Raw genomic sequence first — 26,992 nt, 5'->3', positions numbered from 1 at the left:
CGGCATTTTTGATGCAAAAAGGGTGTAGCCAATATCTGGCTACACCCATCATAAATCTTAATTATATCTCAAATGCCATTTCAAAACCTGAACGAACAGCCTGCCATAATGTGCCACCAACATTTGAACAATCACCAATTACGTATGTATTTGGAACAATATTCTTTAGTTCATCTACAACGGCTGTATTCCTACGCTGACCAAATGAAAGAACCACATTGTCACAAGGGATAACTGTCTCTCCATCCTTGTTAGAAATCTTAATGCCATCGGCTGTAACATCTTCAACTTTGCTCTCACAAATGAATTTTACACCCTTTGCATTGAGCTTCTGAAGAAGTGATGTACTATTCATAATAGAAGCACCATTGCCAAGCATTGACTCAGGGATCATATCCACAACTGTAACTTCTTTACCAGCAAGTGAGTATGCATAAGCAGCTTCAAGACCTGTGAATCCGCCACCAGCAATAACAACGTTCTGACCTAATGAATCATTTGTAGCATCTCCAACCCACTGAACCTTTTTTGTTCCTGTTGCAGTGAAGTTTGGAATGATAGGATTGCTTCCTACTGCTGTAATTAAAACATCAGGATTTTCTTTCTTTACTAGCTCAGCTGTAGCCTCAGTGTTCATCCTGATTTCTACATTTTTATCATTTTCAACTGTTCTGATAGACCAAGCAAGATAATTCTTCAAATCTTCCTTGAACTCTTCTCTGGCAGCTCTAATGAAGTTTCCACCTAGTTCTCCTGTCTTTTCAACGAGAACTACAGAGTGACCTCTCATACCAGCAGTTCTTGCGGCCTCGAGTCCAGCAGGGCCACCACCGATAATAAGAACCTTCTTAGTATCAACCTTTTTATCGATTCTGCCAAAGTACTCTTCTCTACCGATAAGCGGATTTACTGTACATCTCAAATCATGGAGTTTTCCATGTGTCTGATTGATGCAGTTGTTGCATCTGATACATGGACGAATTTCATCCTCATTACCACATCTGAACTTGTTTACACAAGCTGGATCAGCAATAAGAGGGCGTACTAATGCAACCATATCTGCAGCACCACTCTCAATGATTTCCTCAGCCACAAACATGTTGTTTCCGCCAACAACACTTACAGGCTTTGTAAGAGCTGCCTTAAACTTTGCTGCATTCTCGACATTTATCTTCTTAGAGTCATAAACTGTTGGGAACACGTATGGTAAATCATCATTATTTTCAAGAACACCTCTTGAAATATTAAAGATATCTACATACTCTTCGATAGCCTGAGCAAATTTAATCTGGTCCTCAACAGTAAGACCTCCTTCTTGCATTTCCTCTCCGGAAATACGATATTCGATAGCAAGCTTATCTCCTACCTTCTCACGGATTCCCTGAAGTATTTCTCTGATGAGTCTTGTACGGTTCTCAAAGCTTCCACCGTACTCATCAGTTCTCTTATTAGTTGATTCTCTATAGAATGCTGCTGGTACTACACCGTGTCCACCGTGAATCATAACGTAATCAGAGCCTATTGAAAGAGCATTTACAGCACCATCAATGATTCCCTTCTGATAGTTGTGGATATCTTCGATAGTATATGTATTAACAAGAACCTCTGCCGGGATAAACATTTCCTTAGCGCCGATAAGCTCCCATCCAATTTTTACATCATACTGATGAGCAAGCTCTACCATATTTTTGTAGCTGCTAAGTAAAAATGGATGATGCATATATGGCACTGGAGCTGGACCATAATCCAGGTTACAATTGGCTGAGCCAATAGTAACCATTCCAACGCCGCCCTGCACTAGATTTCTAAAATGCATCATCTGCTTGTTGTCACAAGCTCCATCCATTCTAAAAAGCGCATTACCATAAGGTGCACACTCAATTCTATTTTTTACTGTCATACGTCCTATCTGCATTGGACTAAAAATAACTGAATCGTTTCTCATGTGTTCCTCCTTTTTAGATGATAGAAGCTGCTTCATGAGCTGTATGTACCGCATTAAACAATGTACCTACTCTTGTGTTGCAATCACCGATAAATACAACATCAGCATCTAAACTATTAAATGCGTTTACCTTATCCTGATTTGGTCTAACACCAAGAGAAAGAATAATATTGTCGCATTCAATATCAAGCTTAGTTCCATCAAGCTTCTCGAATGAAACTGTATCTCCTTCACTAGCAAGCTTAACTTCACCAATCTTTGTGATATTCTTCTCATTCAACTGATTCATTAAAGCTATCTGGTTAAACTTAGCTCCACCACGACCAAAATCGTCGGCTGGAATCATATCAATAAGTGTTACATTCTTGCCTTCATTAGCAAGTGCAAGTGCTGACTCACAACCTGTAAGACCTGCACCAACAATGACAACATTCTGTCCAACCTCTACACGATGACACTCAACATCACCAACCCATACAACCTTTGAATTAGACTTTACAAATCCAGGAATGATTGGCTCAGAACCGATAGCTACAATAACCACATCATAACCCTTGCCAGCCAACATTTCTGGAGTAACCTCTGTGTTCATGTGAATATTTACATTCTTCTGCTCCTTGATAGAACGAATTGTCCACTCAAGATAGTTCTTAATATCTGCCTTAAAATCAGGACCTGCTGCCATGTTTAATACACCGCCGAGAATATCGCTCTTCTCATAAAGATCAACGGAATGTCCTCTTTCAGCTGCTGTTCTTGCGGCTTCGATTCCGCCAGGACCACCACCGATTACTGCTACCTTCTTAGGTGTTGTTGTGCCGATGTTCATGTAAAGAGTTTCCATACCCATTTCAGCATTTACTGAGCAACGTACTGGAGCAAGAAGGTAATGTGTTCTCTGGATACATTGATTACATCTGATACATGGACGAGTCTTATCTGCGCAACCATTCTTTGCATTCTTTACAAGATTTGGATCAGCCATAAGACCTCTAGCCATAGAAACCATATCTGCATCGCCATTCTTGATGTACTCCTCTGCTTGGTCAAGTGTTACTGAACCTACTACAGTAACTGGGATATTGAGAGCCTTCTTGAACTTAGCAGCATCTTCAATATTAATTCCGTGTGGAATATAAAGAGGCTGGTTGATATATGGTGCTAAGTGCTGAACAGAGTGAAGTCCTCTAGACACATGAAGAAGATCAATCTTGTCCTCAATCATTTTTGCAAACTCAATAACCTCATCAACTGATGGAGAACCTGGGACCATATCGTTGGCGTTAATTCTATATTCAATTGCAAGCTTATTTCCAACCTTTTCTCTGATTGCAGTAAGAAGCTCTACAGTAAAACGAGATGCATTCTCAATAGTATCTGCACTATACTCGTCAGTTCTTTCATTAATTACTTTATTTAAGAAACAACCTGGAAGCTGTCCATGTGCACCATGAATTACAAGACTATCCACACCGCATCTCATTGCTCTTTCAGCAGCAAGTGCAAAATCCTCAATATAGTCCTTAATCTGTTCCTTAGTCATATATGAAGGATCAAGCTCTACAACGACTTTATCTTTGCCAGTTTCTCTGTCTTCAAAGCTTCCTCCATCAATATTAATAGCAAAAAGCTCCATACCGATTTTACACTGGTACATATGACATAAATCAGAAAGCATTGTCATCTCATTAACAACGCTCTCATCACTCATACGAAGAAGATGTGTAACGTATGGTGGAAGATTTCTGTTTACACAACCACAACCGATATTGATACAAGCAACTCCGCCTTTTACAATATCCCTAACCCATTCCATGAGTTCTCTGTTTACATGACCATCAGCAGTTGCAAAAGAAGGCCAAACCGGTGTAAAAGAAACTCTGTTTTTCAGGTACATTGGTCCAATCTGTATTGGACTCATTACGTGTTCATAGCTCATTAGACTACCTCTCTTTGTTAATTAATTATCAATGTTTTATATATAAATTATATGCTCCTCTACACTTAAATAATACTGACCAAAAAAGAAAAGAACTCTATAACTAATAGTTATAGAGTTGCAAAGTATTCCCTTATATATTTTATAAAATTTTCTACATTAGTTTTCAGTGGCTCATTTCTATAAGCCATAACATAGTTTGGCGAATGATTTGTTTTTTCAATAGGTATGGCAATAAGTCCCTCTTCTCTGATACTGCTCTCACCACATAAAGCTACACCCTCGCCTAAGCAGACTGAGAGAATCAACTCATCAAAAGAGTTTACTTCCACATTGACTTTAGGTACATATCCATCCTTCTTACAAGATTCCATAAAGTCATTATAATAATCTGAGCTAAATTTTTTTGATAAAATGACTAAGCCCTCATCCTTTATCTGATCAACAGTCACAGACTTTGCCTTAGCCAACGGGTGCTTTTCCGTACATACAAAGCAAATATCATACCCATGTAAAATCTCATATTTAACATTTCTATATCTCTTAAATATTGATTCAAGCCCAAAGCTTATATCTATCTGCTCCTCTACAAGAGCTTTAGCACAACCCTCAAAATCGTATCTGTTCAATTCGATTTCATGACCTGATTTTCCATCCTGATATTTGCGAATTGCCTCTATCAATTCTCTATTTTCAAAAAGACCTGTAAAGCCAGCTTTTACAGCACTTGGGACAAATTTATTCAGTCCATTAAACAATTCATCTTCCTTTTTCTTAATGCCGCAAAGCTCATCATAAAAATACTTTCCCGCATCTGTTAAAACAGGTCTGTACCCATTTCTGTCAAAAAGCTCTGTACCTATTTCTTTCTCCAATTGCGCAATTTGCTTTGAAAGATTAGCCTGTGAAACAAATTGCTTTTTGGCAGCCGCTGAAAAAGAACCTTCTTCAACAACAGATATGAAATAATATATTTTCTTATCTAATATAGACATACATGGCCTTCTTTCATTAAAATATACTCTTTTAAGATAACAAAAATCCTAGGACCTTTGCAATTTTTCACACAAAAATCCTAGGATTTAATAATACGATATTTATTAGTTTGCCATTAACTCATAAATCTTAGTGCAATCTGTCTTATCAAGCTTTACAAAACCTTCTATATATCCAGGTCTTCCATCACCATCGCAGAGTACGCTAACCAATTCAGGAATATCCTCTTTCTTTGCACCTAACTCTTCAAAATTCTTTGGCATTCCAATAGAAATAAAGAAGTTTCTAAGTGCCTCGATTCCTGCTTTGGCAGTTACCTCAGGATGATCAAAATCCATCTGACATCCCCATACGCGAGTAGCAACCTTTGCGAATCTCATGACATCATGATTCATTACATATGTAAATACCGCTGGAAGAGTTACCGCCAAACCTGCTCCGTGCGCACAATCATACTTAGCTGAAAGCTCATGCTCAATATTGTGGCTATTCCAATCCTGGCTTCTTCCAACACCAACAGCATTGTTATGGGCCATCATTCCAGCCCACATAATATTAGCTCTAGCCTCATAGTTATTTGGATCTTCAATTACTCTAGGTCCTTCATGTACCATTGTCAAAAGAAGCGCCTCTATTAATCTGTCTGTAACCTCAACTTCCTTTGAGTTAGTCAAATATCTCTCATAAAGATGAGCCATAATATCTGTGATACCACAAGCAGTCTGATATGCTGGTAAAGTCTGAGTCAATTCAGGATTAAGAATACTAAACTTTGGTCTAATAGCATCCCCTGTTGCGCCACGCTTGTACATTCCATCCTCGTTTGTGATAACTGAATCTGGACTTCCTTCACTACCGGCTGCAGAGATTGTAAGAATTGTTCCAATAGGAAGTGCCTGCTCAATATATTTTCCAGAATAAAAATCCCAGAAATCACCGTCATAGCATACACCAGCAGCAATTGCCTTGGATGAATCAATAACACTACCACCGCCTACGGCCAAAACAAAATCAACCTTCTCTTTTTTGCAAAGGTCAATTCCCTGGTAAACCAATCCGCTTCTAGGATTTGGCTGTACACCACCAAGTTCTACATAATCAAGCCCCTCTGAATCTAATGCCTTTTTCACTCTGTCTAATAGTCCAGAACGAACAACACTTCCACCACCGTAATGAATTAAAATTTTAGTTGCCCCGAATCTTTTAGCCAGTTTTCCAGCTTCACTCTCCATATTCTTACCAAATGCAAAATATGTAGGTGAATAAAATGTAAAATTCTCCATTGTCCTCCTCCTTTTCCCTTTTGGCTATAGTATACCTTAGTGTTTAATTGCGCACAACTAGATTTTTTACAGCTTTTTCTAGCAAGTCTAATCCCGCCTGAATTTCTTCCAGGCTGTTGGCGAAAGACATCCTTATATATCCATTACCATTGTCTCCAAATACAGTTCCCGGGACTAATGCAATCCCATAATTATCTAAAAGATAATGTACAAATTCTTCAGCTGATACTTTCAACTCCTTTATATTGATAAATGAGTAAAAGGCTCCTTGTGGCTTTGAACAACTAATTCCTTGAATCTGATTGATTCTCTCATAAACAAAATCTCGTCTCTTTTGGTATTCAAGGCGCATATCCTCAACTTCTGTATCTTCATCCCTCAATGCTACGATTGCAGCCGTCTGCACAAATGATGTAGCACTTGTTGTATTAATCTGATGAATCTTATTCAACGCTTGAATCCACTCCGAAGATGCAGCCACATAGCCTATTCTCCAGCCTGTCATGGAGTAGGCTTTTGAAAAGCCATTTAAAGTTACTGTTCTTTCAAACATTTCTGGCAAAGAAGCAATGCTAATATGTCTTTCCTCAGAATATGTCAATCGCTCATATACCTCATCATCAATTACAACCAAATCATATTTTCTTACCAGTTCAGCAATCTTTCTCACATTTTCTTCTCTAAGCATGCTTCCAGTTGGATTGTGTGGGGAAACTATAACAATTGCTTTAGTTCTAATTGTTATTTTCTTTTCGATTTCTTCAATGTCTGGTTGATAATCATTTTCTTCCTTAAGGTTATATGTGACTGGCGTTGCCCCTAGCAATTTAGGGATATTGATATAATTCATCCACACTGGATCTGGAACAAGAATCTCATCACCCTTTTCCAGCAAAACTGTGAAGACATCAAAAATAGCCTCTGCAAGACCAACCGTTACAAGAATGTTGTCTGCAGCGGCTGGTATATTTTTCTTGGTACTCAAATAGTCAGCAATTTCTTGTCTTAGATCCTGCTTTCCAAAATTTGATGTGTAATAAACATCTCCGTTTTCTATACTAGCAATACACGCCTTTTTTATATAATCCGGTGTATCAAAATCTGGTCTTCCCAATTCAAAATGATAGACCTTTTTTCCCTGACGCTCCAATTTTAGAGCCTTTTCATTTATTAGTCTTATTCCAGAGGGCTTCAAATCATTTATTCTACTTGCAAATTTTATACTCATTTAGCTCAATCCCTTAATCTTTAATTCTTCGGCTATTTTATTTAGCTCTGCTATGCTTTCATTACTGAGTACAACCCCATGCTCTCTATCATATGCTTCTCTTTCAAATTCCTTCTCTCCAGCAATGAAAATATAGGGCTGTCCCTTAGCCTTTTTAGAAGAATGTATTTCCTCAGCCAATGTCTTAGCTCTTAGTTTAATCTCTTCTGGATTTCCAAATAACGCTGGGTCAATAGCATAAAAAGCATGACTTGTATCACCTTTGTCCTGTTTATGGATAGAATTAACACCACCTGAGAGAACGCTTGTCAAAAGCTCGCATATATAGGCAAATCCATAGCCCTTATATCCTGCCTGTTCCTCTCCAACACCACCTACAGGCAGTATTCCTCCGCCCTTTTTCTCACTAATATTTTCCAGCACAACTTCAGGTGTATATGTAACCTCTCCTACTGAGTCAACTGTCCATTCATACGGAAGCTCCTTATTTAGCTTTTTATACAACTCTACCTTTCCTCGTGTGATAACTGTAGTAGCCCCATCAAAAAGAAAAGGCTTGCCCCCACTAGGAAAGCCAAATGCTATAGGATTGGAGCCCAAAAGTGCCTCTGCCGCAAAAGTTGGAACCATTATTGCCATTGTATTTGTCATACAGATTCCAATTAACCCCTCCTCAAGAGCTTTCAAAACATAATATCCAGCGATTCCAAAATGATTAGAATTTCTAACCTGTACCAGCCCAATCCCATGTTCCTTAGCTTTAGATATAGCCTTATCCATCGCCTGAATGGAAACCAACTGCCCCATAGCTGACTTAGCATCATACACCGCCGATGTTGGTGTTTCAAAAACTAATTCCGGATTAGCATGAATATCTACTATATTATTGGAAATCAATTTTATATATTTTTGGATTCGAGATATTCCATGACTCTCAACCCCAAATAAATCTGCTTTTAAAAGAACATCTGTAATTTTATCTGCATCACTTTTATCAAACCCTAACGTAATAAAAATATCATTCGATAGTCGAATGTATTCTTCCACAGGAATTCTTTTGTATTGTGCATTTTCAATACTCAAATCACGTAATCCTCCACTACTCGATTATCTCCAAAGAATTCTTTATACACTTTTTTCTTTATATATTCGAAGTCATCACCAACCCTACTTCTTGGTTCAGGTAATTCCACATCGATAACTGTCTTAATAACTCCTGGCTTTGCAGACATTATTATGACTTTATTTCCCATAAAAATTGCCTCATCTATATCGTGAGTAACAAGCACTGTGGTCATTTTCTGCTCTTTCCAAATTCGCACTATCTCTTCCTGCAAATTCATCTTGGTAAAGGCATCTAGCGCGCCAAATGGCTCATCTAACAGCAATACATGAGGGCTATTGATAAGTGTTCTAGCAATAGCTACACGCTTTTGCATACCTCCAGACAATTGGCTAGGAAGAGCTTTTTCAAAGCCCTGCAACCCAACAAGTTTTATATACCTGTCCACTAATTCTCTACCTTGCTTTTTATCAAATCCCTCTGGAAGACCAAAAAGTATATTTTTCCATGCGCTTTCCCATGGCAAAAGTCTAGATTCCTGAAATAAAACGCCAACATCCAATGATGGTTTTTCAACTTGAACATTGTCTAGACTTACAGTACCATCACTTGGTTTTTCTAGTCCTGCTATCAACCTAAGAAGTGTACTCTTTCCACAACCACTTCCTCCGATAATACTAACAATGTCTCCAGACTCTATTTCCAGATTTATATCCTTAAGCACTTGAATATTATCCTTCTCTATCTTGTACTCTTTTTTTACATGATTAATGCTAATGTGTTTTCCCTTAATATTTGATTGTTCCATAAATATCCTTTTATTATGCCCTAATGTAATTAGATGCTGTTTCAATAGCATCTGCGCATTCCTCTACCGACTTTACGAATCCTTTTTCCACCACAACGGGCGATTCCTTAATAATATAATTGCTAATATCAAAAATCGTATTTTCGATATTAGCATCCTCCCAATCATAAGGGGTATCATTTAGGTCATATTGCTGTAGTAAATCTAACAATTCTTCTATTGTCGCCTGGTCCTTTTTCAAAATAGCCTGAACCAAAAGCCCAAATGCGACCTTCTCACCATGCAATCTGTGCCTACTACTTGGTATATGAGTAGATGCATAATAATATGAATGAGCAAATCCTCTGAATGCTTTGCCATTTGCGAAGCTTCCGCTGGCACCAGCCAAAAAGAATATTGCCTCTATTACCTGGTCAAATTCCTCAAGTGTTGCATCCCCCTTATATGTTTTCAGCCCATGTTCCAAAATAATGTCATAAGCTAGCTTTGCTATTGCCACATCCTGGCGCAAAACCACATCCTCTGGAGCTGAATCTATTAAAGGCTTAAACTCATACCATTTAGCTAAAGTATCAAGGATACCGGCTGCCAAATATCTCTTAGGTGCATTCGTAAGCACATCTAAATCTGCAACAATTATATTAGGATTATTCTTATTCCAAAGAATCTGGTCAAAGTTACCGTCATCCTTGTAAATAACAGATCTTGCTGCCCAACATGCGCATGTTGCTGCTACGGTAGGTACCATTACAACCGGAATATTCCTCATATTTGCAACAGCTTTTGCCACATCACAGATTTTGCCACCTCCTATGCCAATTACAAAATCTGCATTCTCTATGTATGCCTTGCTTGAGTTGGCAATGACCTTTTCGTAAGTTGGGTAACCTTCCATAATATTTACAGAATAATCAATGTGATAGGCTTTAAGTCCCCCTTCCAGGTCATCAAAAACAGCAGAATAAGCCGTTTTACCGGCAATTATGTATGCCCCCCTTCCATATCTCGAACAAATCTCTCCAACCTTTGAAATAAGATTCCTGTCGCAATAAAATTCTTCAGGCGTCTTTATCTTAAGTAACATTTATTATCCTCACTCTAGCTAATTAGAAATATTCCAACTCAACAGTCTTTTTTCCAGTTGCATCATAATTAAATCTATAAGTAACCCAACCAGCCCTATCATAGCAACACCTACAAACATTAAAGCCGGTTGTGACAGCTCTCTTGCATATTGAATCAGGTAGCCTGTACCACTACTTGCCGCTATCATTTCAGCTGTTACAACACATGACCAGGCTCTACTAATAGCCTGTCTTGCACCTGTAAATATGGCTGGTACTGCTGATGGCAATATGATTTTTAAGACTACAGTCTTCTTCTTTTTCTCTAATACATTCCCTAGCTCTAGCAGAGCCTTATCTGTGCTTTTAACACCATGAATCGTATCCAAAAGCATTGGCCAGAAGCTTCCAATAGCAATAACTGTTACCTTGGACTCCTCGCCAATTCCTAAGCATAGAATTAATAAAGGAATCCACGCTATTGGGGGGATTGGACGGAGCAAACCAATAAATAAATCCGAAAATGCTTCCAGTCTTTTACTTAATCCTATTAATAGTCCTAAAACCAAGCCTATACCTGCACCTACACAGAATCCCTTTAATACACGACCAAGGCTAGTGAAGACGTGTCGCGTCAGCGACCCGTCTCCAAGCATTTGTATAAATTTTTCAAATATACGAGTTGGACTTGATAAAATTGCAATACTAATCCATCCCTTGCTTCCAGCTACCTGCCAAAGCAGGAGTATTAAAACCAGAACTATCCAAGCGATTATAGTCATTTGAACTTTTACATTCTTTTTCATAACACAGCATCCTTTTCCAAGTAAGGCACTTCAACCTTTAATGTGTCTGGATATTTAATCCCCGCCCCTGTATTTAAAAGAACAACACGATCATTAGCCTTTATGAATTCTTGCTGGCGAAGCTTCTTTGCAGCTGCAAAAGTGGCTGCCCCTTCAGGACACACAAATGTCCCCTCCTCTGTTGCCAACTCTCTTAGAGACTCTATAATTTCATCATCTGTAACAGCAACAGCGGCTCCGTTTGTTTCATATATGCTCTTTAATACAAGGAAGTCTCCCAATGCCTTAGGTACATTAATACCGAAAGCGATTGTATGGGAATCCTCATAGAATTCCGATGCATCCTTATGCTCCTCAAACGCCTTTACGATAGGAGAACAATGCTCTGCCTGAACTGCAACTAATCTAGGCAATTCACCCTGCACAAGCCCAATTTCCTTTAATTCGTTTAACGCCTTATAGATTCCTATAATGCCTACGCCTCCGCCTGTTGGATATATAATTACATCTGGCAACTCAAACTCCAATTGCTCCGCTATTTCTAGACCCATTGTCTTTTTGCCTTCAATTCGATATGGCTCTTTAAGTGTAGAAGCATCAAACCAACCATTAGATTTAAGAGACGCTCCCACTATTTTTCCGCAATCACTAATTAACCCCTTCACTAAATACAATTGAGCCCCTGTTGCCGCGCACTCATTTCTAGTAATTTTAGGCGCATCCTCAGGCATAATAATATTTGCCTTAATTCCCGCTCTTGCACTATAAACAGACCAAGCGGCTCCTGCATTTCCATTTGTTGGCATAGCCAACTCTTTCACACCTAATTCCTTAGCTTTCGATACACCAACTGCAGCTCCTCTTGCTTTAAATGTGCCTGTCGGTATTATTCCCTCATCCTTCATTAAGAGATTAGGAATATCATTTTTCCTGCCCACATTTGGTAATGGAATAAGAGGTGTGAAGCCTTCACCTAAGCTGACAATGTTCTCTGTATCCTTTACAGGCAAAAGTTCCTCATATCTCCATAAGGATTTTGACCTATTCTTTAGATTCTCCTTAGTTAATGTCTCCTTAGCTTTCTCTAAATCGTACTCTACTAAAAGTGGAGAACCACATTCACACAACTGGTGAACCTCATCTGCAGAATATGTATTGCCGCATTTTGGGCAATAAAGCTTATTTATAGTGCTTTTTGTTAATGCCATTACTCTATCTCAACTTTCCAATTCTTATTATTCTGATATTCCTGAATTCTCATAAAAGCTCTTATCAATGATATCCTCAATCTGTACAGAATCATCGATTTCACCCTGATCCTTTAAGAAATTAATTGTTCTCTCGATAGGAGCTACAAATTTGTCGTCATCAATACTAATAGAACGTGTACGTGATTCAAAGCTTGTCTGAGCTGTTGTCGCATCTGTATCTGTCAATTCAACAAAGATGTTTACTGTCTCTTCTGGATTTTCATCAATCCACTGCTTTGTTCTCTCAAGAACTCTTAATACACCCTCAACTACTTCTGGATGCTCTTCTACAAAATCAGGTCTTCCAATTAAAAGATTTTCGATGATTCCTGATTCACTATTATCTGCTACAATTGTTGCCCCACTCGCATTTGCTGCATCTAATTGATCCCCTTTTAAAATTGCTCCATCAACATCACCTGAAATAAGTGAGCTGAGACTGTCAGCTGCAGACATATTGATAATTTCTACATCGTTCTCTGTTAACCCTGCATTTGCAAGTAATGTTAAAAGCATCTCGTGCTCATTTGATGAAAACTTTACAGCAATTTTCTTACCAGCAAAATCGTTTACTGTCTTAATTCCTGTGTCCTTTCCTGCATAAAGCTTAAATCCATCAATTGAAAGATTGACACTAGAAATACCAACAAATCCACTTCCATTAGCATCAGCTGTTACAAATGGCATAGTACCGAGTACTCCAAGTTGTACATCCCCTGCATTCATGGCTTCAATAATCGCAGAGCCTTGATTTACAAAATTATCTACTACGATGTTTACCCCTGTTCCTGCAAACTCTTCCTCAAAATAGCCATTGTATTCTGCTATTTTTAAAATAAAGAATGATGGTTGATCACCCAAATGTACCTCAATAGTTTCTCCACTATCACTAGTTGTATCTTCCTCTGCCTTGGCAGTTGCAGTCTGTTCATCTTTAATCTCTGTCTCGCTGCTAGATGCGTTACTACCACATCCGACCAACCCCGCTATCAAACTTGTTCCCAATGCCAATGCAATAATGCTTTTTAACAATTTTTTCTTCATATGCTGATTCCCTCCTATTATTTGTGGTGCATGCATAAAAAAAAGGCCAAAATCACAGTAATAAAACTGTGATTTTGAACCTCTAGTTGTCTAGTCAGTTCTAACCGCACTTTTTTAAGAGAACATATTCACCACTCTTCAAATTTTTATCAGTATAGAACCTTTTGACTGCAAAATCAATGGAATCCATATTTGGTAAATCTAATAGCAAATAATAAATAAATTTGATAGCAACTCTTACATCTGCTCCAATATATCTAAAATCCCATCTATTATTTCATTTGCACTTACTTCAAGTATTATTTCTCCTTTTTCTGCACTTGCACCACTTGGGTCTCCTCCTATTCCAATAGGCTTCTTCTCAGCAGTTACAAAATCCTCTCCCATCCATGGAAGTGCAACGCTTCCAAAGAAATTCAACCTTCCATTTTTCATACTGTAATAACCAGCCTCAGCGACGGACAAATCAACAACATCTTCATTTATAGCCATAACCATAGATGTTTCCATTTCTCCCCCATGAAAATCTGCTTCGTTTCCCTCAGAGATAGTAGCCTTCACCTTAGGATGACTAAATGCCCCCGATGAAAGCAAATAAACATGGACTCCCAAGTCATGTCGTATCTGTCTGCTTAATATTTCAACAGTGGCCCTGTTTCCACCATGACAAATCATGAATGCGATGTGCTTAAATCCATGGGTATTCATGGATTCTACAATATCGTAAAGCAGGTTATAGTAAGTGTCAGGTTTAAATGAAATAGAACCACAAAAATTGAGATGCTCTACACTGAATCCCACTGGTATCACAGGAAATGTCAAAACATTTTTTGAATGGTTTTCCAGCATTTGTAACCCTGTTTTCACTCTATTTATCATTTCTGTAGCAATCATACTATCTGTCCCCAACGGAGCCTGATTGCCGTGCTGTTCTATTGCCCCTAGCGGAATAACAACCAAAGTATTCTCTCTATCAAGATGCTCCATTTGCATTCTAGACAGATTCCAATATTCCTCAACCATTTATGCCTCCACCTTTGCTGTAGCTGTATCCGTTCTAAGGTTTCTAGCGCCTGGCATAAGTGCAACAACCCTATCATATACCGTATATCCGATAAAGCTATTAATAGATAGCTTCAAAACATTAAATGGTATTGTCGCGTAGATGATAAAGCTTTGTAAATTTGTAATTTTTGCATTTACTCCACCAACCATTCTAACCACCTCATCTAGAGAGACGCCCATGGCAGTTGCGTAAAGAGGTAATGACACAAATGCATTTAAAAAGCAGGCTGCCGCTGTTCTTATCACTACACTTATAGCAAGTGCAACTGCAGCTGCTCTTTTGGTCTGTCCCATTCTTTTGTATACAATCCAAGTAGGAATTATGAATAGGATAATAGCCATTAAATTTACAACCTCACCAACATACATTGAGTTTGTACCTGATAGAATAAGCTTGATTATGAGCTTGATTATTTCTATCAATGCCCCCTCAACTGGTCCCATCAAGAATAAGCCCACTATTGCTGGTACATCGCTGAAGTCGAATTTGTAAAATGGTGGCATCATTGGAACTGAAATTTCCAAGGACATTAGAACACCAGCTAACGCAGCAAGCATCCCCACAAGTACGATTTGATTTGTTGTGAATTTCTTTTTGAACATTATTTGTTCCTCCCTGTTCTAAAATATTTTTGGAACCGAAGGATTCTTTGGGATATAAATCGAATAGTAAAATGAAAAAGGCAAAGTCCACGTGGGGCTTTGCCTAATAATACCATTTCACTTCTACTACCATCCAGACTGTACTGTCGGTTTTGGAATTTCACCAAATCAGTCGCTTTCGCGAGTCGCGGACTATCACCGCCGGTCGGGAATTTCACCCTGCCCCGAAGAATTATTCGATTGTTACAGCTAGACTAACAAAACACACTATCCCTGTCAACAAAATATCTAAATTTCTTTGCAGCTTCAAGTTTTTCAATACTAAGTCCGCAGTTATCACAAAATTACTTAACCTGCCCTAGAGAATAAGCCCCTCTTTACATTTCCATTACTAGTAATTATTATATTCATTGCGATTTTATATAATTAAATCGTAATCTCATTTTAGAAAGAACTTATGACTTCTTGCTGACAGAACAATGAAATTGTCAGCAAGAATCTATGAATTTAAGCTATGAATACAAATATTAAAGGAATTCTTTTTACTATACTTGGAGCTGCCTGCTGGGGACTTTCTGGAACCATGGGTCAGTACCTATTCGATGTGCAACAGATGGACAGTAGATGGCTTGTGCCAATAAGACTTGGGCTTTCAGGAATATTGATTCTAGCATATTCCCTTATTAGGCATAAAAATACTGTGCTAAAACCATGGAAGTCAAAAGAAATGGCTTTTTGGATGCTAGTTTATGGAATCGCAGGTGTAAGTACCTGTCAGTTTCTGTATTTTCTCACTATTGAGCTTTCCAATGCTGCAATAGGAACAATCATGCAGGACCTTGCCCCTATTTTCATACTTCTTGTTACATGTATTAGTATGAAAAGAGCACCAAAGATATCAGAAATAATATCCATTGCCTTTGCAATATCAGGTGTTTTTCTTTTGACAACTCATGGAAATATTGCTCATCTATCAATGCCTGTATCTGCTCTATTTGCAGGTGTCGGCAGCGCATTTTGTGTAATGATTTACAATGTTCTTGCTGAAAAGATAACCACAGAAATACCTGTTATAGTTGCGCAGGGATGGTCATTTTTATTTGGTGGAATTCTTTTAGGACTTGCATTTAAAATATGGCAGATACACTATGTTCCAAATATTTATGGAATATTGGGAATTGCATTTGTGGTAGTCGTTGGAAATATTTGCGCATTTACTCTTTATATAAGCGGTGTATCTATAATCGGGCCTCAAAAGGCAATTCTCTATAGCTTTGCGGAGCCTATAACTGCAGCGCTCCTATCTACATTTGTACTTAAAAGCAAATTTACAATATACGACGCTGCAGGTTTCGGACTCATATTTTTAATGCTTTGGATGATTACATTTAAATCTTTTGCTCCGTGGAAATAAATCTTTCCATCTTCCTCACAATACCACTGATTAATAGGCATACCATAAGGGTAGCCATCTTCTCCTATAAGTGATAACACGCCTCTTGGCTCATTCTTTAATACCTCAATACACTCTTCCTCAGATAATTGCTGTTTAAAGCGTCTCATTTTTCTAAACATATTTTAATTCCTTTCCAAGTAGCTTTAATCCCACAATCCCATGCTACACTCTATTTAAAATGCTATCTACATCAGCCCCAATAATATCGAGACCGGTAGCCTTTGTCAAAGAGATATCCTGTATACCATAGTAACCCTGGGCGAGAGCCTTCACATAACCATATCCAAAGTCATCTGGTGCATAATCTCCACCAGATGTTGTTACATAATAGATTTTGTTAGCCTTGCAAAGTCCTTGTGGTATGCCTTCCTGACTGTACTTAAACGTAATCCCTACCACATTAATTTGCTCAAAATATTGCTTTAGTGCGGCTGGGAAGGATAAATCCCAATATGGTGTAGCAATTACAATTGTTTCAGCCCCAGCGAACTGATTAGCAAGCTCAAACAATGGATTATCAAAATCCCCTGCAGCTATTAGCTCATCACGCTTTCTTAAAAACTCCTCATTGGCTATAGGAAAAACTATTTCATCTAGTTTCACCTCATCATAACGCTCATTAATCTCAGCCAATATCTTATCTGCCAATCTTTTTGTTCTTGATTCTTTCCTTACACAAGCATTTACGAATAATACAGACATATTCTACTCTTTCCTCACTACAACCTGATTTTTACCATTACGTTTGCCCCAATACAATTTGGCATCAGCATCTTCCATCATATCCTTTATGGTCATACCATTAACATACTCACAAACACCCATGGTAACCGTAACAGAAACCTGAGCTTCGTTTTTATAATTAACAGAATCTCTGGCTATATCTTTTCTTATTCGTTCTGCTGCTGCCTCTGCCTGTTCAATATTTGCCTTTAGCAGAATACAAATCTCTTCACCACCCCATCGAAAAACGTAATCTGTTTTCTTTACACCTGTCAAAATAGTGTGGGCTACGTATTTTAGAACTTCATCACCAAAATCATGTCCATATGTATCATTAACATGTTTAAAATCATCAATATCCGCCATAATTATGCAGAATGGATATCCTTTCTGAGCCTGCCTACTAGCTTCACGCAAGTAACCATCCATACTTTTTCTATTAAGGAGATGCGTCAAAGTATCATAGTTCGCATATTTCTCCAACTCTTCAATTAGGTATTTACTTCCTAAATGAGTCAAACTAAGTAGCAATCCAGCGGAAAAAATCAAATAACTAATTCGAATTAAGAAAAATGGCACTTGGTCTGGTCCTGGTGGAACACGCATAATCTCTGGGGAAATAAACCATGAAAGGAATACGGATGCCAATACACCTAAAGTCACCCACATTGTAAGAAACATATCAAAAAAGAAAACGGTAAAGAATATAAAAAATGGCGCAAATGCCCACCATTCTCCATATGGTATTAGATATATTGTGAAGTTAAACTGAATAAGAATGCTTATTCCAACTGCGATTTTATGGCTTTTGAGTTTCTTTTGCTTAACAAGGCTATCACCTCTAAGACCGGTGTGATAGAAATGCAATGCCAATATGAAATATAAGATATTAGTCAGATCAAAAATACCAAGACTTACCCAGGATACAGCCTTATAGTACCCTAGTAGCTTTGTTATGGTATATGCTACAGCAGATGTTGCCGCAACAGTAGTAGGCGCAAGCACTACAAATCTATAAACTCGCGCCAAGAAAACGTCCAAGGCTGATAAGCCAACCATTGGCTCGTATTCATCCTGAACATACTCACTAGCTTGTTTGATAACCATAAATATGGCCCTCCCCCAACAACACTACAACTATAATTATATCTTGATAACTCCATTGATTCCAGCTTTTGTAATGGATTTACGAGAAAAAACATATAGTCGTAGTATGTTGGAAAGGTCTTATTATATTTCAAGTACGAATGGAAGCATTGGTATTTCAGCCATGTTATAAATATTTACCTCATAATATGGAGCTTGTGCATACTCCACTCTACACTTTTTTCCTTTTATACTCTTATCAAAGGTTATCTCTACCTTATTATTTTCGATAAGTGTCTTGTACGTACTCTTGTCAATTTCATTATTTAACTCATCAAACACGCGCAATCCATTAAGGCTATCCCCTTTTGTGAAGAGCCCACCATCAACATTTTCGCATTCGATGATGAGTCTGTTCTCATCAAATGATAGCGCCTTACCAACAGGTGCATCACACAAAACATCCTCATTATAAACATGACCTCTTGCCAATAGTGCCAAGCGTTTTCCAACTGGTCTCTTTTCCTTTGGATGAATATCATATGAATTTCCAACATCACCTATCGAAGCACACCATAAATTACTGATTCTTTGAGTAGCTAATTTCTGCTGTGAACGTAGCACAACGTAATTCTCTCCGCCTCCCTCAAATGGAGCTAGCATAGTCATGATGAAAGGTATATCCTGATTAAATGCCTTTCTCCAACAACCTACGAGTCCTTCCAACATATTTTCATAAATATCTGGATGGTTCTCATCGCTTTCTCCCTGATAGTAAATTACGCCTTTGATTGAGAATGGGACAATGGTTTTTATCATATACTCATAGAGACATGTTGGTCTCCATTCATGCCATGGTCCAATTACAGGTCCATTTCCATTTTCCTGCCATTGTGCAACAATTCTTAATAATTCCTCTTCAGGAACACCTCTCAGCAATTTATTTCTAATCTCATCATCAAAAACCTTCATTGGATCAGACAAGTCTGAGGAAAAATATGCTTCTCTCTCACTATCCATGTCCTTGATTTCTAGTAATCCCTTTTCATAATCCTGAAGCCATACGGAACCATATTTTTCAACCGTTTGCTTGTCCATCCAACATGCTGCACGGGAGCCTCCCCAGTTACAACCAATTATTCCTATTGGTACATTTAAATCGTCCTTTAAAGACTTGGCAAAATAATAAGCCACAGCGGAAAAATATTTCAAATTCTCCTCATCAGCCTTTCTCCATTTTCCAAATAAATCGTATGAAAAACGTGCCTTGTGCTCATCAGATGCAACTTTTGGGACATCATAAAATCGTATTAGTTGATCATTACAAAGTGGCAATACTGATTCATAATCCTTGTCATAATACATGTAAAATTCCATGTTTGACTGTCCACCTGCAAGCCACACCTCTCCCACTGCAATATCGGTTAAAACAATTCTTTCATCCCCAGACTCTACAATTAATTCCTCTTTAACAGAAGCCTTCAAATCTGAGAGATTTACTAGCCATTTTCCCTTCTCATCGCTTATACATTCTACAGACTGACCTTGTATTGTGACTTTTACCTTTGACTTAGCTCCAGCCTCTCCCCATACTGCTACAGGTTTATTTCGTTGCAAAATCATGTCGTTTTGAAATATTGAAGCAACATTTAAAATCATTTTGTCCATCTCTCCTTCTCCTCATCCTTTTTCATTTCAAATGAATTTCTGCGGAAATTATATAAATATTGATATATAATTAAAATGTTTAAACCACTTCATTTAGATGGACATTTCACTTGTATAATCATATTATTATCCATGAACGATCAACTCTAAGGGGGATAAAATGGTAATTGATTTCAATATTATTAACTATGCTAATGGACAAAACATTTTTCACAGAGAATACTTTCAATATGTACTAGTAATAAGCGGAAAAGGAACAATTAAAATCGGAACAACAGAACTGGCTCTTTTACCTCATAATATCCTGTCACTTCCCGCTGGGGAACTGGCTGATCTTTTAGTTGAAAGCGATAATGGCATCGTGCTGGGTCTTATGCAACTTAGAGATATGCTTATTACCCAAACAACACCTGGAATCTTTCCTGCTAGTCAATCAGATTTAATTCGAAGACTATTCTATTTAGGTATGGATATCGAGGGTATGCAGCTACCTCGCAAAACAGCAGTAAAAAGTGCCTTAAATCACCTTATTTTTGAAACTATCACCTCCATGGGATTAATAGTAAGTGATGTCAATCCAGTCATATCCGCTTTTATTGATGACATGACAAGCAACTATACCAATCCTGAGTATGATTACACCCGTCTCATTTCGGAGAGTGGTTACAGCATCAATCATTTTAGGAAGCTGTTCAAGGAAACCATAGGCGTTACACCTATAACCTTTCTGCATAATCTTAAGATAGATTACGCAAAAGCCCTTATGCGTCGCCATGGTGATGAACTAACCATAAAAGAAATAGCAGAAAAATGTGGTTTCAAGGATCCATATTACTTTTCTCGCCTTTTCAAAAAAATTGAAAAAATATCACCTATTGAATACCTAAATTCAATCACAGAATAATACAACTCTACAGTTTTCCTTATGTTATAATTGGTTGACGATAAGGAGACAGATATGAGACTTTTATTTATAAGACATGGCGATCCTGACTACGTAAATGACACACTTACTGAAAAGGGTCATAAAGAAGCTAGTTTATTGGCAGACTATATCAAGAGATATCACATTGATGAAGCATACATTTCGCCACTTGGCAGAGCACAAGACACTGCATCCTACTGTCTAGATGCCCTTGGCATCACTGGCACCACTTTAGACTGGCTTAGAGAGTTCCCTGGCAAAATCGATGCCAATATATCAGAAGCCGCCAGAGAAGCCTACAAAACAGAATTAGTAATTGATGAAACCACTGGTAAATATAATCCACGTATCATGTGGGACATGTTGCCATCCTATTACGGTAATCATCCAGAATTATTTGATACAAATGCTTGGAAGGATTCTCCTCTATTTGAGGGTAGCAACGTCCTACCAATATATGACAATGTAATTGCCAATTTTGATGAACTACTTTCACAGCATGGCTACAAAAGAAATGGCTTAACCTATTCAGTTGAACACGGAAATGAAAAAACAGTTGCATTCTTCTGCCATTACGGCATTACAAGCGTGCTTCTTTCGAGACTATGGAATGTATCCCCATTTGTTCCTCTCCAATTCACAGCACTAGCTCCAACCTCTATTACAGAAGCCGTAACAGAGGAGCGTCAGAAGGGAATCGCCATTTTTAGAACACTTCGAGTCGGCGACATTAGCCACTTGTCTATTGGGAATGAATCACCGTCATTTTCTGCAAGATTTTGCGAAACCTTCGAAAATACAGACCAACGTCATTAACAGTATAGGGAGACCATGTAAAAATGGTCTCCCTATTATATTTCTATTAAAATACTTCCTCAGCAATTTCCTTTACTAATGCAAGCTTTGCCCACTGCTCTTCTTCTGTGAGCTTATTTCCAATTTCACAAGATGCAAAACCACACTGAGGGCTTAAACATAATCTTTCAAGTGGAATATATTTTGCCGCTTCATAAATACGTTTCTTTATTACTTCCTTATCCTCTAGCTTTGGAGTCTTTGTAGTTATCAATCCCAGCACAACGGTTTTATCCTCTGACACCTTAGCAAGTGGCGCGAACCCACCTGATCTAGCATCATCATACTCTAAGAATAACGCATTTACATTTTCCTGGGCAAAAACATAGTCCGCAACAGAATCATACGCTCCACTATTGAAGAATGTAGAGTGATAATTTCCCCTGCAGATATGAGATGTTATAACCATATCTTCTGGTTTATTTTCCAATGCAAGATTATTCACATCTAAAAGCTGCTGTTTTACCTCTTCTAAATCTACACCAAGAGACTTATATCTCTGCTTTGCCGCATCACCAACTATTGCACCCCAAGTACAATCATCTAACTGCAAATTTCTACATCCTGCCTCATAAAACTGCTTAATAATGTCCTGATAAGCAATCCCAATATCGTGAATTAATTCTTCATTTGTTGGATAGAACTTTCGTGTTACCTCATAATTTCCAGGCACAATCATCTGCTGATATGTCTGTGCAGGTGCTGGAATAGTATATTTAGCAATAGTATTTTCGTCCTCAAACTGCTTTAAAAACTTAAAATATTCTACAAATGGATGCGCCTTAGCTTTAATCTTACCCACTAAGAAAGTATCATCCAAAAGAGCTAATTCCGCATCAAAATTTACACCTCTTCCATTATTTTCATGAGCTACTCCCTCAAGTCCCCACATAAAATCCAGATGCCAAAAGCTTCTTCTAAACTCACCATCTGTGATGATGTGAAACCCTAGCTCCTTCTGTTTTGCTACAACCTTTGTGATTTCTTCCTCAATAACCTTGTTGTATTCTTCTTCTGAAAGCTTGCCTGCCACATATGAAGCCTTTGCATTCTTTAATGCCTCTGGTCTTAAAAAACTTCCTACAAAATCATATTTCCCTGGAATATTAACTACGCTCATATTTTCTCTCCTTCTCTGTTACTAATTATGAGAAGAATTATATGCCTACTAAGTAGATAGGCAAAATACAAAAAACTAGCATTGCATCATAGATATTTTCTATGGCAATAGCTATAATAATAACTAATATTTATAGTGAGGTTTAGAAATGACACTGAAACAACTAAAATATGCGGTAACAGTAGCAAAAACAGGCAACATAACAGAGGCTGCCAAGCAATTATTTATAGCCCAACCAAGTTTGACCTCTGCAATTAAGGATTTAGAAAAGGAATACAACATTACTATTTTCTATCGTTCGAATAAGGGAATAGAGATTACTCCAGAGGGGGATGAATTTTTAGGATATGCAAGGCAGCTTCTTGAACAAGCCAACCTTATCGAGGAGAGATACGCTGGTGCAGACCATGGAAAACAACGCTTTTGCGTATCAGCTCAGCATTATTCCTTCGTTGTTGAAGCTTTTGTAGAGTTGCTAAAAACTTATGGCGGTGATAAATACGAATTCCATATGAGAGAAACACAAACCTATGATATTATCGACGATGTTGCCCATCGCCGTAGCGAAATTGGCGTATTATATCTCAATACATTTAATGAGACTGTTATTCGTAAGACCCTCAGAGATCATGGACTAGTATTTAATCCCCTTTTCAAGGCTAAGCCACATGTTTTCATTGGAAAAAACAGTCCTTTGGCAAAGAAAAAAACTATCACTTTAGATGATCTTGTAACATACCCAAGACTAGCCTATGAGCAAGGTAGCCACAATTCCTTTTATTTTTCAGAGGAAATACTCAGCACTATCGATTCAGATAAGGAAATCATCGTAAGAGACCGTGCCACTCTTTTCAATTTGCTAGTTGGACTAAATGGCTACACGATTTGTAGCGGTGTTATCAGTGAAGAGCTTAATGGTCCACACATAATTTCCAAACCTCTTGATGTGAACGACTATATGGAAATTGGTTATATTTTACCTTCGGGTATACCTCAATCCACCCTTACCCAGCACTACATAGATATTCTTAAGAATTTTTGTAAATGACAAATAAGGCAGAGCACTTCAAATGCCCTGCCTTAACATATTATCCTTATTAAGCAATTCTAAATGATGCAACGTAATCTACGCCTTTTTCCAGCTCAATTCCTGGATTATTTAATTCTAATGTTACATTCTTACCCTCGCACTTAAGCTGAGACTCAAAATGATACATACCAATTCCAAGGTCAATCTTCTGTAAATCATATGTACCATTATCATAGCCCCTGTCATGCTTGATAAAGAAATGAGCAACATCGTCAATCACTACAACTCTCCATGGTTGCTTATTTACAGCTGATGGAGCTATTCTCACTGCCTCTAACGCCCTCTTAAGTCCAAGCTCTTCTGCTCTATCTTCGGACATTCCATTCTCGAAACTACCTTCGAAGAATAGCTTGTCAAAATCGAATCTCTTGTCAGCTTTAACACCCTTTCTCATAAGACCTTCTTTAAGCGACATGCTCTTGGCAGCAACACCAATTGGACTAACACATGGCATAACTTCATTTTCCGCAAGCTTAGAGGCTGCCTCAAACTTATCTCTAGGCATTGTTCCACCGATCCAAACAGTACCAAGTCCTAATTCATGAGCCTTCATTAACAGATCCTCAAAGGCATAACCATATGCTTCTTCAGCATTCTCGCCTGGTTCCATCACTGCAGTTACATATAGCTTTTCACCTGACAAAACAGGGCTTGAAAGATTATTTGATTTTGCATCTAAAAAGACAAATCTAATTTTCTTACCATATGGATTCTCAATCTTGTCAGCATGTGCCTTAAGCTGATCAAGAATTTGCTCATCAACCTGATTACCATCAAAAGTGCGTACACTTCTTCTAGCCTTTGCTAAATCTAAAAAGTCTCCCATTTTTTTACCTCTCTAAAAAATACTGTTACTAGTTTCATTATGATGCATTATATCAATTGTGTGCAATTTAATCAAGCTTTGCTACGCATGTCCACAGTTTCCAATTTTTATACATTTTTCTTAATAGGGCTTGCAAAATTTTGAAAACCATATATAATATATTCCGTTGCTGTTTCTCAGTAGCACATATGCGCGACTAGCTCAGCTGGCAGAGCACCTGACTCTTAATCAGGGTGTCCAGGGTTCGAACCCCTGGTCGCGCATTTTCTTAGCATCGATGTGAGTCGATGCTTTTTTTTGCTTTTCTCTACTAAAGTTCGACTACATTCTGTGAAATATGTTAAAAAAATCCTCATATTCCATAATTTTCATATAGAATAACGCATACATTTATTATATAATTATCAAAATGTGTATTTTATGTGAATCACATAACAAATGGGTGAGAATAATTAAGAGGGAATTATGAATAATATTGGTTGCTTCAAAAGTCCGAAGGTACTTGAAATACTAGAAAAAATCGAATCAATTAGAAAACGAGATAACGCAACACACGTGGAGTTAGCAAAAAAATTATATGATTTAACTGCTAACTCAAGCAACTCTGATTTAAAGAGCTTTGCTAACTGTATTCTTGGTGATGCATATTGTATGTGCGACGATTACTATCAGGCTTTATATTATCTATCATCAGGCATTCAGAATTTAGCTAAGACTGATGAGCATTTGCTTATTGCCCGCTCTTATAACGAGCTTGGTATCATCTACCGTACTCAGGGTCAGTTTTTATATAGCCTTGAGAATTTCATGAATGCAATTTCTGTTGCAAGAGAGCATCGATTATATCTGCCAGAGGCTATAGCTTGTGAAAATTTAGCATCATTGTGTCACGAAATGGGCGCTCTCAGAGAGGCTGTACAATATCACAACAGAGTATTAGAATGTTGCGATTGTATCAAAGATGATGAGTTTAAAGATGAACTATTACAATGTGTGTACACACTTACCACCAAGCTCTTTCTTATGCTAGAGGAACAGGATAAGGCAGATAATTCAGTAGCTAATCTCAAAAGACTAATTACTAAATGCCCACATTATGCAGATCGATTTGATGTCCGTATCAGCTTATGGGTTTACTACAACAAAATCGGAAATACTACAGAGACACTAAAATACAAAGAGCTCTGTAAAGAAGCTTTCTATAGCTGTGATGACCTCGTCACCTACTACGAAGAAGCTGTAGATTTTGTGGAAATGATGCTCAACGATGAAGAGTACGACGAATTAGAGAAAGCCTTCTCTAGAATGGATGAAAAGAAAATCGACGGAGAATTAATCAATCTACATATGATTATGGCCGAGTTCAAAATATCCATGTACAAAAAAATTGGAAATGCTCAAAAGATGATGGAAGCTGCTTACCAATACTACGAGTACTCTTCTATGAAGAATGATGATTCTAAAAAATCATTTTTGACTACTCTTCACCTCCGACTTGATTTGGAAAAGCAAAAGACTGCCAACATATTCCTGACGGAGGCAGCTGAGACTGATGCACTCACAGGTTTATCAAACAGAGCAAAGCTCAATAAGGTAATCGACGAATTGTTCGTTATGGCAGACAAGGATAAAAAACGACTTGGCGTAGAAATGATGGACGTTGACTTTTTCAAACAAGTTAACGATTGCTACGGTCATTCGAAAGGTGATGAACTGCTGTCTGCAATGGGACGTGAATTCAAAGAATTAATCGACGACAAAATTTTCATAGCTCGTTATGGCGGAGATGAATTCGTAGTTTATTACTATGATATGACCGACGAAGAAATCCTTGATGTAGCATTAAAAATACAAAAGTGTATTGCAAAAATTGGTCAGGAGCTCAATCTTGAAAACCTTAGCGTTTCCCAAGGAATCGTAAACCGTGTTCCTGAACCTCTTAACAGAGCTTGGGATTATCTTAACTCTGCTGATTATGCCCTTTATCATGTCAAAAACAATGGCAAAGCTGGCGCTGCTCTTATTCATAAACGTAAAGACCTTGATAATAAAATAATCAAGATAGTTTCTTAAAATCAAAACCACCGGCTTAGCCGGTGGTTTGTTCTAGCCCTATAAGGGCTTGTTACCGGCACTGGAGTCTAAAGAC

23 protein-coding genes, 1 tRNA gene, 1 pseudogene and 1 riboswitch are annotated in these 26,992 nt (G+C 37.9%); of the genes and pseudogenes, 6 read left to right on the top strand and 19 right to left on the bottom strand.

Annotated features, from left to right (window positions below):
- Window positions 1-61: 61 nt before the first annotated feature.
- The 13 genes from E7276_RS08650 to E7276_RS08590 all read right to left on the bottom strand — a co-directional run bounded on the left by E7276_RS08650 (window position 62) and on the right by E7276_RS08590 (window position 15,094).
- A complete protein-coding gene (locus tag E7276_RS08650; protein WP_294216367.1) occupies window positions 62-1,945 on the bottom strand; it encodes an oxidoreductase in 1,884 nt (627 codons plus the stop codon).
- A gap of 13 nt (window positions 1,946-1,958) precedes the next feature.
- Window positions 1,959-3,884: an oxidoreductase gene (locus tag E7276_RS08645; RefSeq protein WP_294216365.1), complete on the bottom strand. Its 1,926-nt coding sequence runs from the start codon at window positions 3,882-3,884 to the stop codon at window positions 1,959-1,961.
- Between the two features lie 110 nt (window positions 3,885-3,994).
- Complete coding sequence (locus tag E7276_RS08640; protein WP_294216362.1) at window positions 3,995-4,879, bottom strand: LysR family transcriptional regulator; 885 nt, start codon at window positions 4,877-4,879, stop codon at window positions 3,995-3,997.
- A 105-nt stretch (window positions 4,880-4,984) separates the two neighbouring features.
- The gene (locus E7276_RS08635; RefSeq protein ID WP_294216360.1) at window positions 4,985-6,163 is read right to left on the bottom strand and encodes an iron-containing alcohol dehydrogenase; all 1,179 of its coding nucleotides are present in this window, start codon (window positions 6,161-6,163) and stop codon (window positions 4,985-4,987) included.
- Between the two features lie 43 nt (window positions 6,164-6,206).
- A complete protein-coding gene (locus tag E7276_RS08630; RefSeq protein WP_294216357.1) occupies window positions 6,207-7,391 on the bottom strand; it encodes a pyridoxal phosphate-dependent aminotransferase in 1,185 nt (394 codons plus the stop codon).
- Window positions 7,392-8,474, bottom strand: coding sequence for an Ldh family oxidoreductase (locus tag E7276_RS08625; RefSeq protein ID WP_294216355.1), 1,083 nt, complete (start codon window positions 8,472-8,474; stop codon window positions 7,392-7,394).
- On the bottom strand, window positions 8,471-9,262 hold the full coding sequence (locus tag E7276_RS08620; RefSeq protein WP_294216352.1) for an ABC transporter ATP-binding protein: 792 nt from the start codon (window positions 9,260-9,262) through the stop codon (window positions 8,471-8,473). The genes E7276_RS08625 and E7276_RS08620 overlap by 4 nt, the downstream gene beginning before the upstream one ends.
- A gap of 13 nt (window positions 9,263-9,275) precedes the next feature.
- On the bottom strand, window positions 9,276-10,346 hold the full coding sequence (locus E7276_RS08615) for an iron-containing alcohol dehydrogenase family protein (protein WP_294216349.1): 1,071 nt from the start codon (window positions 10,344-10,346) through the stop codon (window positions 9,276-9,278).
- 18 nt (window positions 10,347-10,364) lie between these two features.
- Entirely contained in the window at window positions 10,365-11,132 is a 768-nt protein-coding gene (locus E7276_RS08610) for an ABC transporter permease (protein WP_294216346.1), read from the bottom strand.
- Window positions 11,129-12,340, bottom strand: coding sequence for a threonine synthase (locus tag E7276_RS08605; protein WP_294216344.1), 1,212 nt, complete (start codon window positions 12,338-12,340; stop codon window positions 11,129-11,131). Before E7276_RS08605 ends, E7276_RS08610 begins: the two co-directional genes overlap by 4 nt.
- A gap of 27 nt (window positions 12,341-12,367) precedes the next feature.
- Entirely contained in the window at window positions 12,368-13,426 is a 1,059-nt protein-coding gene (locus tag E7276_RS08600) for an ABC transporter substrate-binding protein (RefSeq protein WP_294216339.1), read from the bottom strand.
- 237 nt (window positions 13,427-13,663) lie between these two features.
- A complete protein-coding gene (locus E7276_RS08595) occupies window positions 13,664-14,449 on the bottom strand; it encodes a creatininase family protein (protein ID WP_294216336.1) in 786 nt (261 codons plus the stop codon).
- Window positions 14,450-15,094: an ECF transporter S component gene (locus E7276_RS08590; RefSeq protein ID WP_294216334.1), complete on the bottom strand. Its 645-nt coding sequence runs from the start codon at window positions 15,092-15,094 to the stop codon at window positions 14,450-14,452.
- Between the two features lie 117 nt (window positions 15,095-15,211).
- Window positions 15,212-15,330, bottom strand: a riboswitch (FMN riboswitch).
- A gap of 278 nt (window positions 15,331-15,608) precedes the next feature.
- Here E7276_RS08590 and E7276_RS08585 point away from each other — a divergent pair.
- Window positions 15,609-16,508, top strand: coding sequence for a DMT family transporter (locus tag E7276_RS08585; RefSeq protein ID WP_294216331.1), 900 nt, complete (start codon window positions 15,609-15,611; stop codon window positions 16,506-16,508).
- Window positions 16,509-16,546: 38 nt separating this feature from the next.
- Here the strand turns inward: E7276_RS08585 and E7276_RS15120 are convergent.
- The 4 genes and pseudogenes from E7276_RS15120 to E7276_RS08565 all read right to left on the bottom strand — a co-directional run.
- A pseudogene (locus E7276_RS15120) lies at window positions 16,547-16,657 on the bottom strand (pyridoxamine 5'-phosphate oxidase family protein); the annotation flags it as partial.
- Between the two features lie 55 nt (window positions 16,658-16,712).
- Entirely contained in the window at window positions 16,713-17,252 is a 540-nt protein-coding gene (locus tag E7276_RS08575) for an NAD(P)H-dependent oxidoreductase (protein ID WP_294216329.1), read from the bottom strand.
- 3 nt (window positions 17,253-17,255) lie between these two features.
- Window positions 17,256-18,380, bottom strand: a complete 1,125-nt coding sequence (locus tag E7276_RS08570; RefSeq protein ID WP_294216327.1) for a GGDEF domain-containing protein — start codon at window positions 18,378-18,380, stop codon at window positions 17,256-17,258.
- A gap of 123 nt (window positions 18,381-18,503) precedes the next feature.
- Complete coding sequence (locus E7276_RS08565) at window positions 18,504-20,027, bottom strand: sialate O-acetylesterase (protein ID WP_294216325.1); 1,524 nt, start codon at window positions 20,025-20,027, stop codon at window positions 18,504-18,506.
- Window positions 20,028-20,187: 160 nt separating this feature from the next.
- Between E7276_RS08565 and E7276_RS08560 the strand changes: the two genes are divergently transcribed.
- A complete protein-coding gene (locus tag E7276_RS08560; RefSeq protein ID WP_294216323.1) occupies window positions 20,188-20,931 on the top strand; it encodes a helix-turn-helix transcriptional regulator in 744 nt (247 codons plus the stop codon).
- Between the two features lie 54 nt (window positions 20,932-20,985).
- A complete protein-coding gene (locus tag E7276_RS08555; protein ID WP_294216321.1) occupies window positions 20,986-21,768 on the top strand; it encodes a histidine phosphatase family protein in 783 nt (260 codons plus the stop codon).
- 46 nt (window positions 21,769-21,814) lie between these two features.
- Here the strand turns inward: E7276_RS08555 and E7276_RS08550 are convergent, their stop codons facing one another.
- The gene (locus E7276_RS08550) at window positions 21,815-22,927 is read right to left on the bottom strand and encodes a 5-methyltetrahydropteroyltriglutamate--homocysteine S-methyltransferase (RefSeq protein WP_294216318.1); all 1,113 of its coding nucleotides are present in this window, start codon (window positions 22,925-22,927) and stop codon (window positions 21,815-21,817) included.
- Between the two features lie 148 nt (window positions 22,928-23,075).
- On the opposite strand from E7276_RS08550, the gene E7276_RS08545 reads away from it, so the two are divergent.
- On the top strand, window positions 23,076-23,975 hold the full coding sequence (locus tag E7276_RS08545) for a LysR family transcriptional regulator (protein ID WP_294216316.1): 900 nt from the start codon (window positions 23,076-23,078) through the stop codon (window positions 23,973-23,975).
- Between the two features lie 49 nt (window positions 23,976-24,024).
- Here the strand turns inward: E7276_RS08545 and E7276_RS08540 are convergent, their stop codons facing one another.
- A complete protein-coding gene (locus tag E7276_RS08540) occupies window positions 24,025-24,843 on the bottom strand; it encodes a nitroreductase family protein (RefSeq protein ID WP_294216312.1) in 819 nt (272 codons plus the stop codon).
- A 190-nt stretch (window positions 24,844-25,033) separates the two neighbouring features.
- Here E7276_RS08540 and E7276_RS08535 point away from each other — a divergent pair.
- Window positions 25,034-25,106 (top strand) — tRNA-Lys (locus tag E7276_RS08535).
- Between the two features lie 202 nt (window positions 25,107-25,308).
- Window positions 25,309-26,916: a diguanylate cyclase gene (locus E7276_RS08530; protein WP_294216309.1), complete on the top strand. Its 1,608-nt coding sequence runs from the start codon at window positions 25,309-25,311 to the stop codon at window positions 26,914-26,916.
- Window positions 26,917-26,992 lie beyond the last annotated feature (76 nt).

It is taken from the genome of Pseudobutyrivibrio sp., assembly GCF_015057185.1.
Taxonomy (GTDB): Bacteria; Bacillota; Clostridia; order Lachnospirales; family Lachnospiraceae; genus Pseudobutyrivibrio.
This window is presented reverse-complemented; position numbering and strand designations above follow the sequence as displayed.

What these genes read in the sequence shown, in the direction of transcription:
- E7276_RS08650 (WP_294216367.1), bottom strand. Translation starts at nt 1,945, where the DNA reads ATGAGAAACGATTCAGTTATTTTTAGTCCAATGCAGATAGGACGTATG.
- E7276_RS08645 (WP_294216365.1), bottom strand. Translation starts at nt 3,884, where the DNA reads ATGAGCTATGAACACGTAATGAGTCCAATACAGATTGGACCAATGTAC.
- E7276_RS08640 (WP_294216362.1), bottom strand. Translation starts at nt 4,879, where the DNA reads ATGTCTATATTAGATAAGAAAATATATTATTTCATATCTGTTGTTGAA.
- E7276_RS08635 (WP_294216360.1), bottom strand. Translation starts at nt 6,163, where the DNA reads ATGGAGAATTTTACATTTTATTCACCTACATATTTTGCATTTGGTAAG.
- E7276_RS08630 (WP_294216357.1), bottom strand. Translation starts at nt 7,391, where the DNA reads ATGAGTATAAAATTTGCAAGTAGAATAAATGATTTGAAGCCCTCTGGA.
- E7276_RS08620 (WP_294216352.1), bottom strand. Translation starts at nt 9,262, where the DNA reads ATGGAACAATCAAATATTAAGGGAAAACACATTAGCATTAATCATGTA.
- E7276_RS08615 (WP_294216349.1), bottom strand. Translation starts at nt 10,346, where the DNA reads ATGTTACTTAAGATAAAGACGCCTGAAGAATTTTATTGCGACAGGAAT.
- E7276_RS08610 (WP_294216346.1), bottom strand. Translation starts at nt 11,132, where the DNA reads ATGAAAAAGAATGTAAAAGTTCAAATGACTATAATCGCTTGGATAGTT.
- E7276_RS08605 (WP_294216344.1), bottom strand. Translation starts at nt 12,340, where the DNA reads ATGGCATTAACAAAAAGCACTATAAATAAGCTTTATTGCCCAAAATGC.
- E7276_RS08600 (WP_294216339.1), bottom strand. Translation starts at nt 13,426, where the DNA reads ATGAAGAAAAAATTGTTAAAAAGCATTATTGCATTGGCATTGGGAACA.
- E7276_RS08595 (WP_294216336.1), bottom strand. Translation starts at nt 14,449, where the DNA reads ATGGTTGAGGAATATTGGAATCTGTCTAGAATGCAAATGGAGCATCTT.
- E7276_RS08590 (WP_294216334.1), bottom strand. Translation starts at nt 15,094, where the DNA reads ATGTTCAAAAAGAAATTCACAACAAATCAAATCGTACTTGTGGGGATG.
- E7276_RS08585 (WP_294216331.1), top strand. Translation starts at nt 15,609, where the DNA reads ATGAATACAAATATTAAAGGAATTCTTTTTACTATACTTGGAGCTGCC.
- E7276_RS08575 (WP_294216329.1), bottom strand. Translation starts at nt 17,252, where the DNA reads ATGTCTGTATTATTCGTAAATGCTTGTGTAAGGAAAGAATCAAGAACA.
- E7276_RS08570 (WP_294216327.1), bottom strand. Translation starts at nt 18,380, where the DNA reads ATGGTTATCAAACAAGCTAGTGAGTATGTTCAGGATGAATACGAGCCA.
- E7276_RS08565 (WP_294216325.1), bottom strand. Translation starts at nt 20,027, where the DNA reads ATGGACAAAATGATTTTAAATGTTGCTTCAATATTTCAAAACGACATG.
- E7276_RS08560 (WP_294216323.1), top strand. Translation starts at nt 20,188, where the DNA reads ATGGTAATTGATTTCAATATTATTAACTATGCTAATGGACAAAACATT.
- E7276_RS08555 (WP_294216321.1), top strand. Translation starts at nt 20,986, where the DNA reads ATGAGACTTTTATTTATAAGACATGGCGATCCTGACTACGTAAATGAC.
- E7276_RS08550 (WP_294216318.1), bottom strand. Translation starts at nt 22,927, where the DNA reads ATGAGCGTAGTTAATATTCCAGGGAAATATGATTTTGTAGGAAGTTTT.
- E7276_RS08545 (WP_294216316.1), top strand. Translation starts at nt 23,076, where the DNA reads ATGACACTGAAACAACTAAAATATGCGGTAACAGTAGCAAAAACAGGC.
- E7276_RS08540 (WP_294216312.1), bottom strand. Translation starts at nt 24,843, where the DNA reads ATGGGAGACTTTTTAGATTTAGCAAAGGCTAGAAGAAGTGTACGCACT.
- E7276_RS08530 (WP_294216309.1), top strand. Translation starts at nt 25,309, where the DNA reads ATGAATAATATTGGTTGCTTCAAAAGTCCGAAGGTACTTGAAATACTA.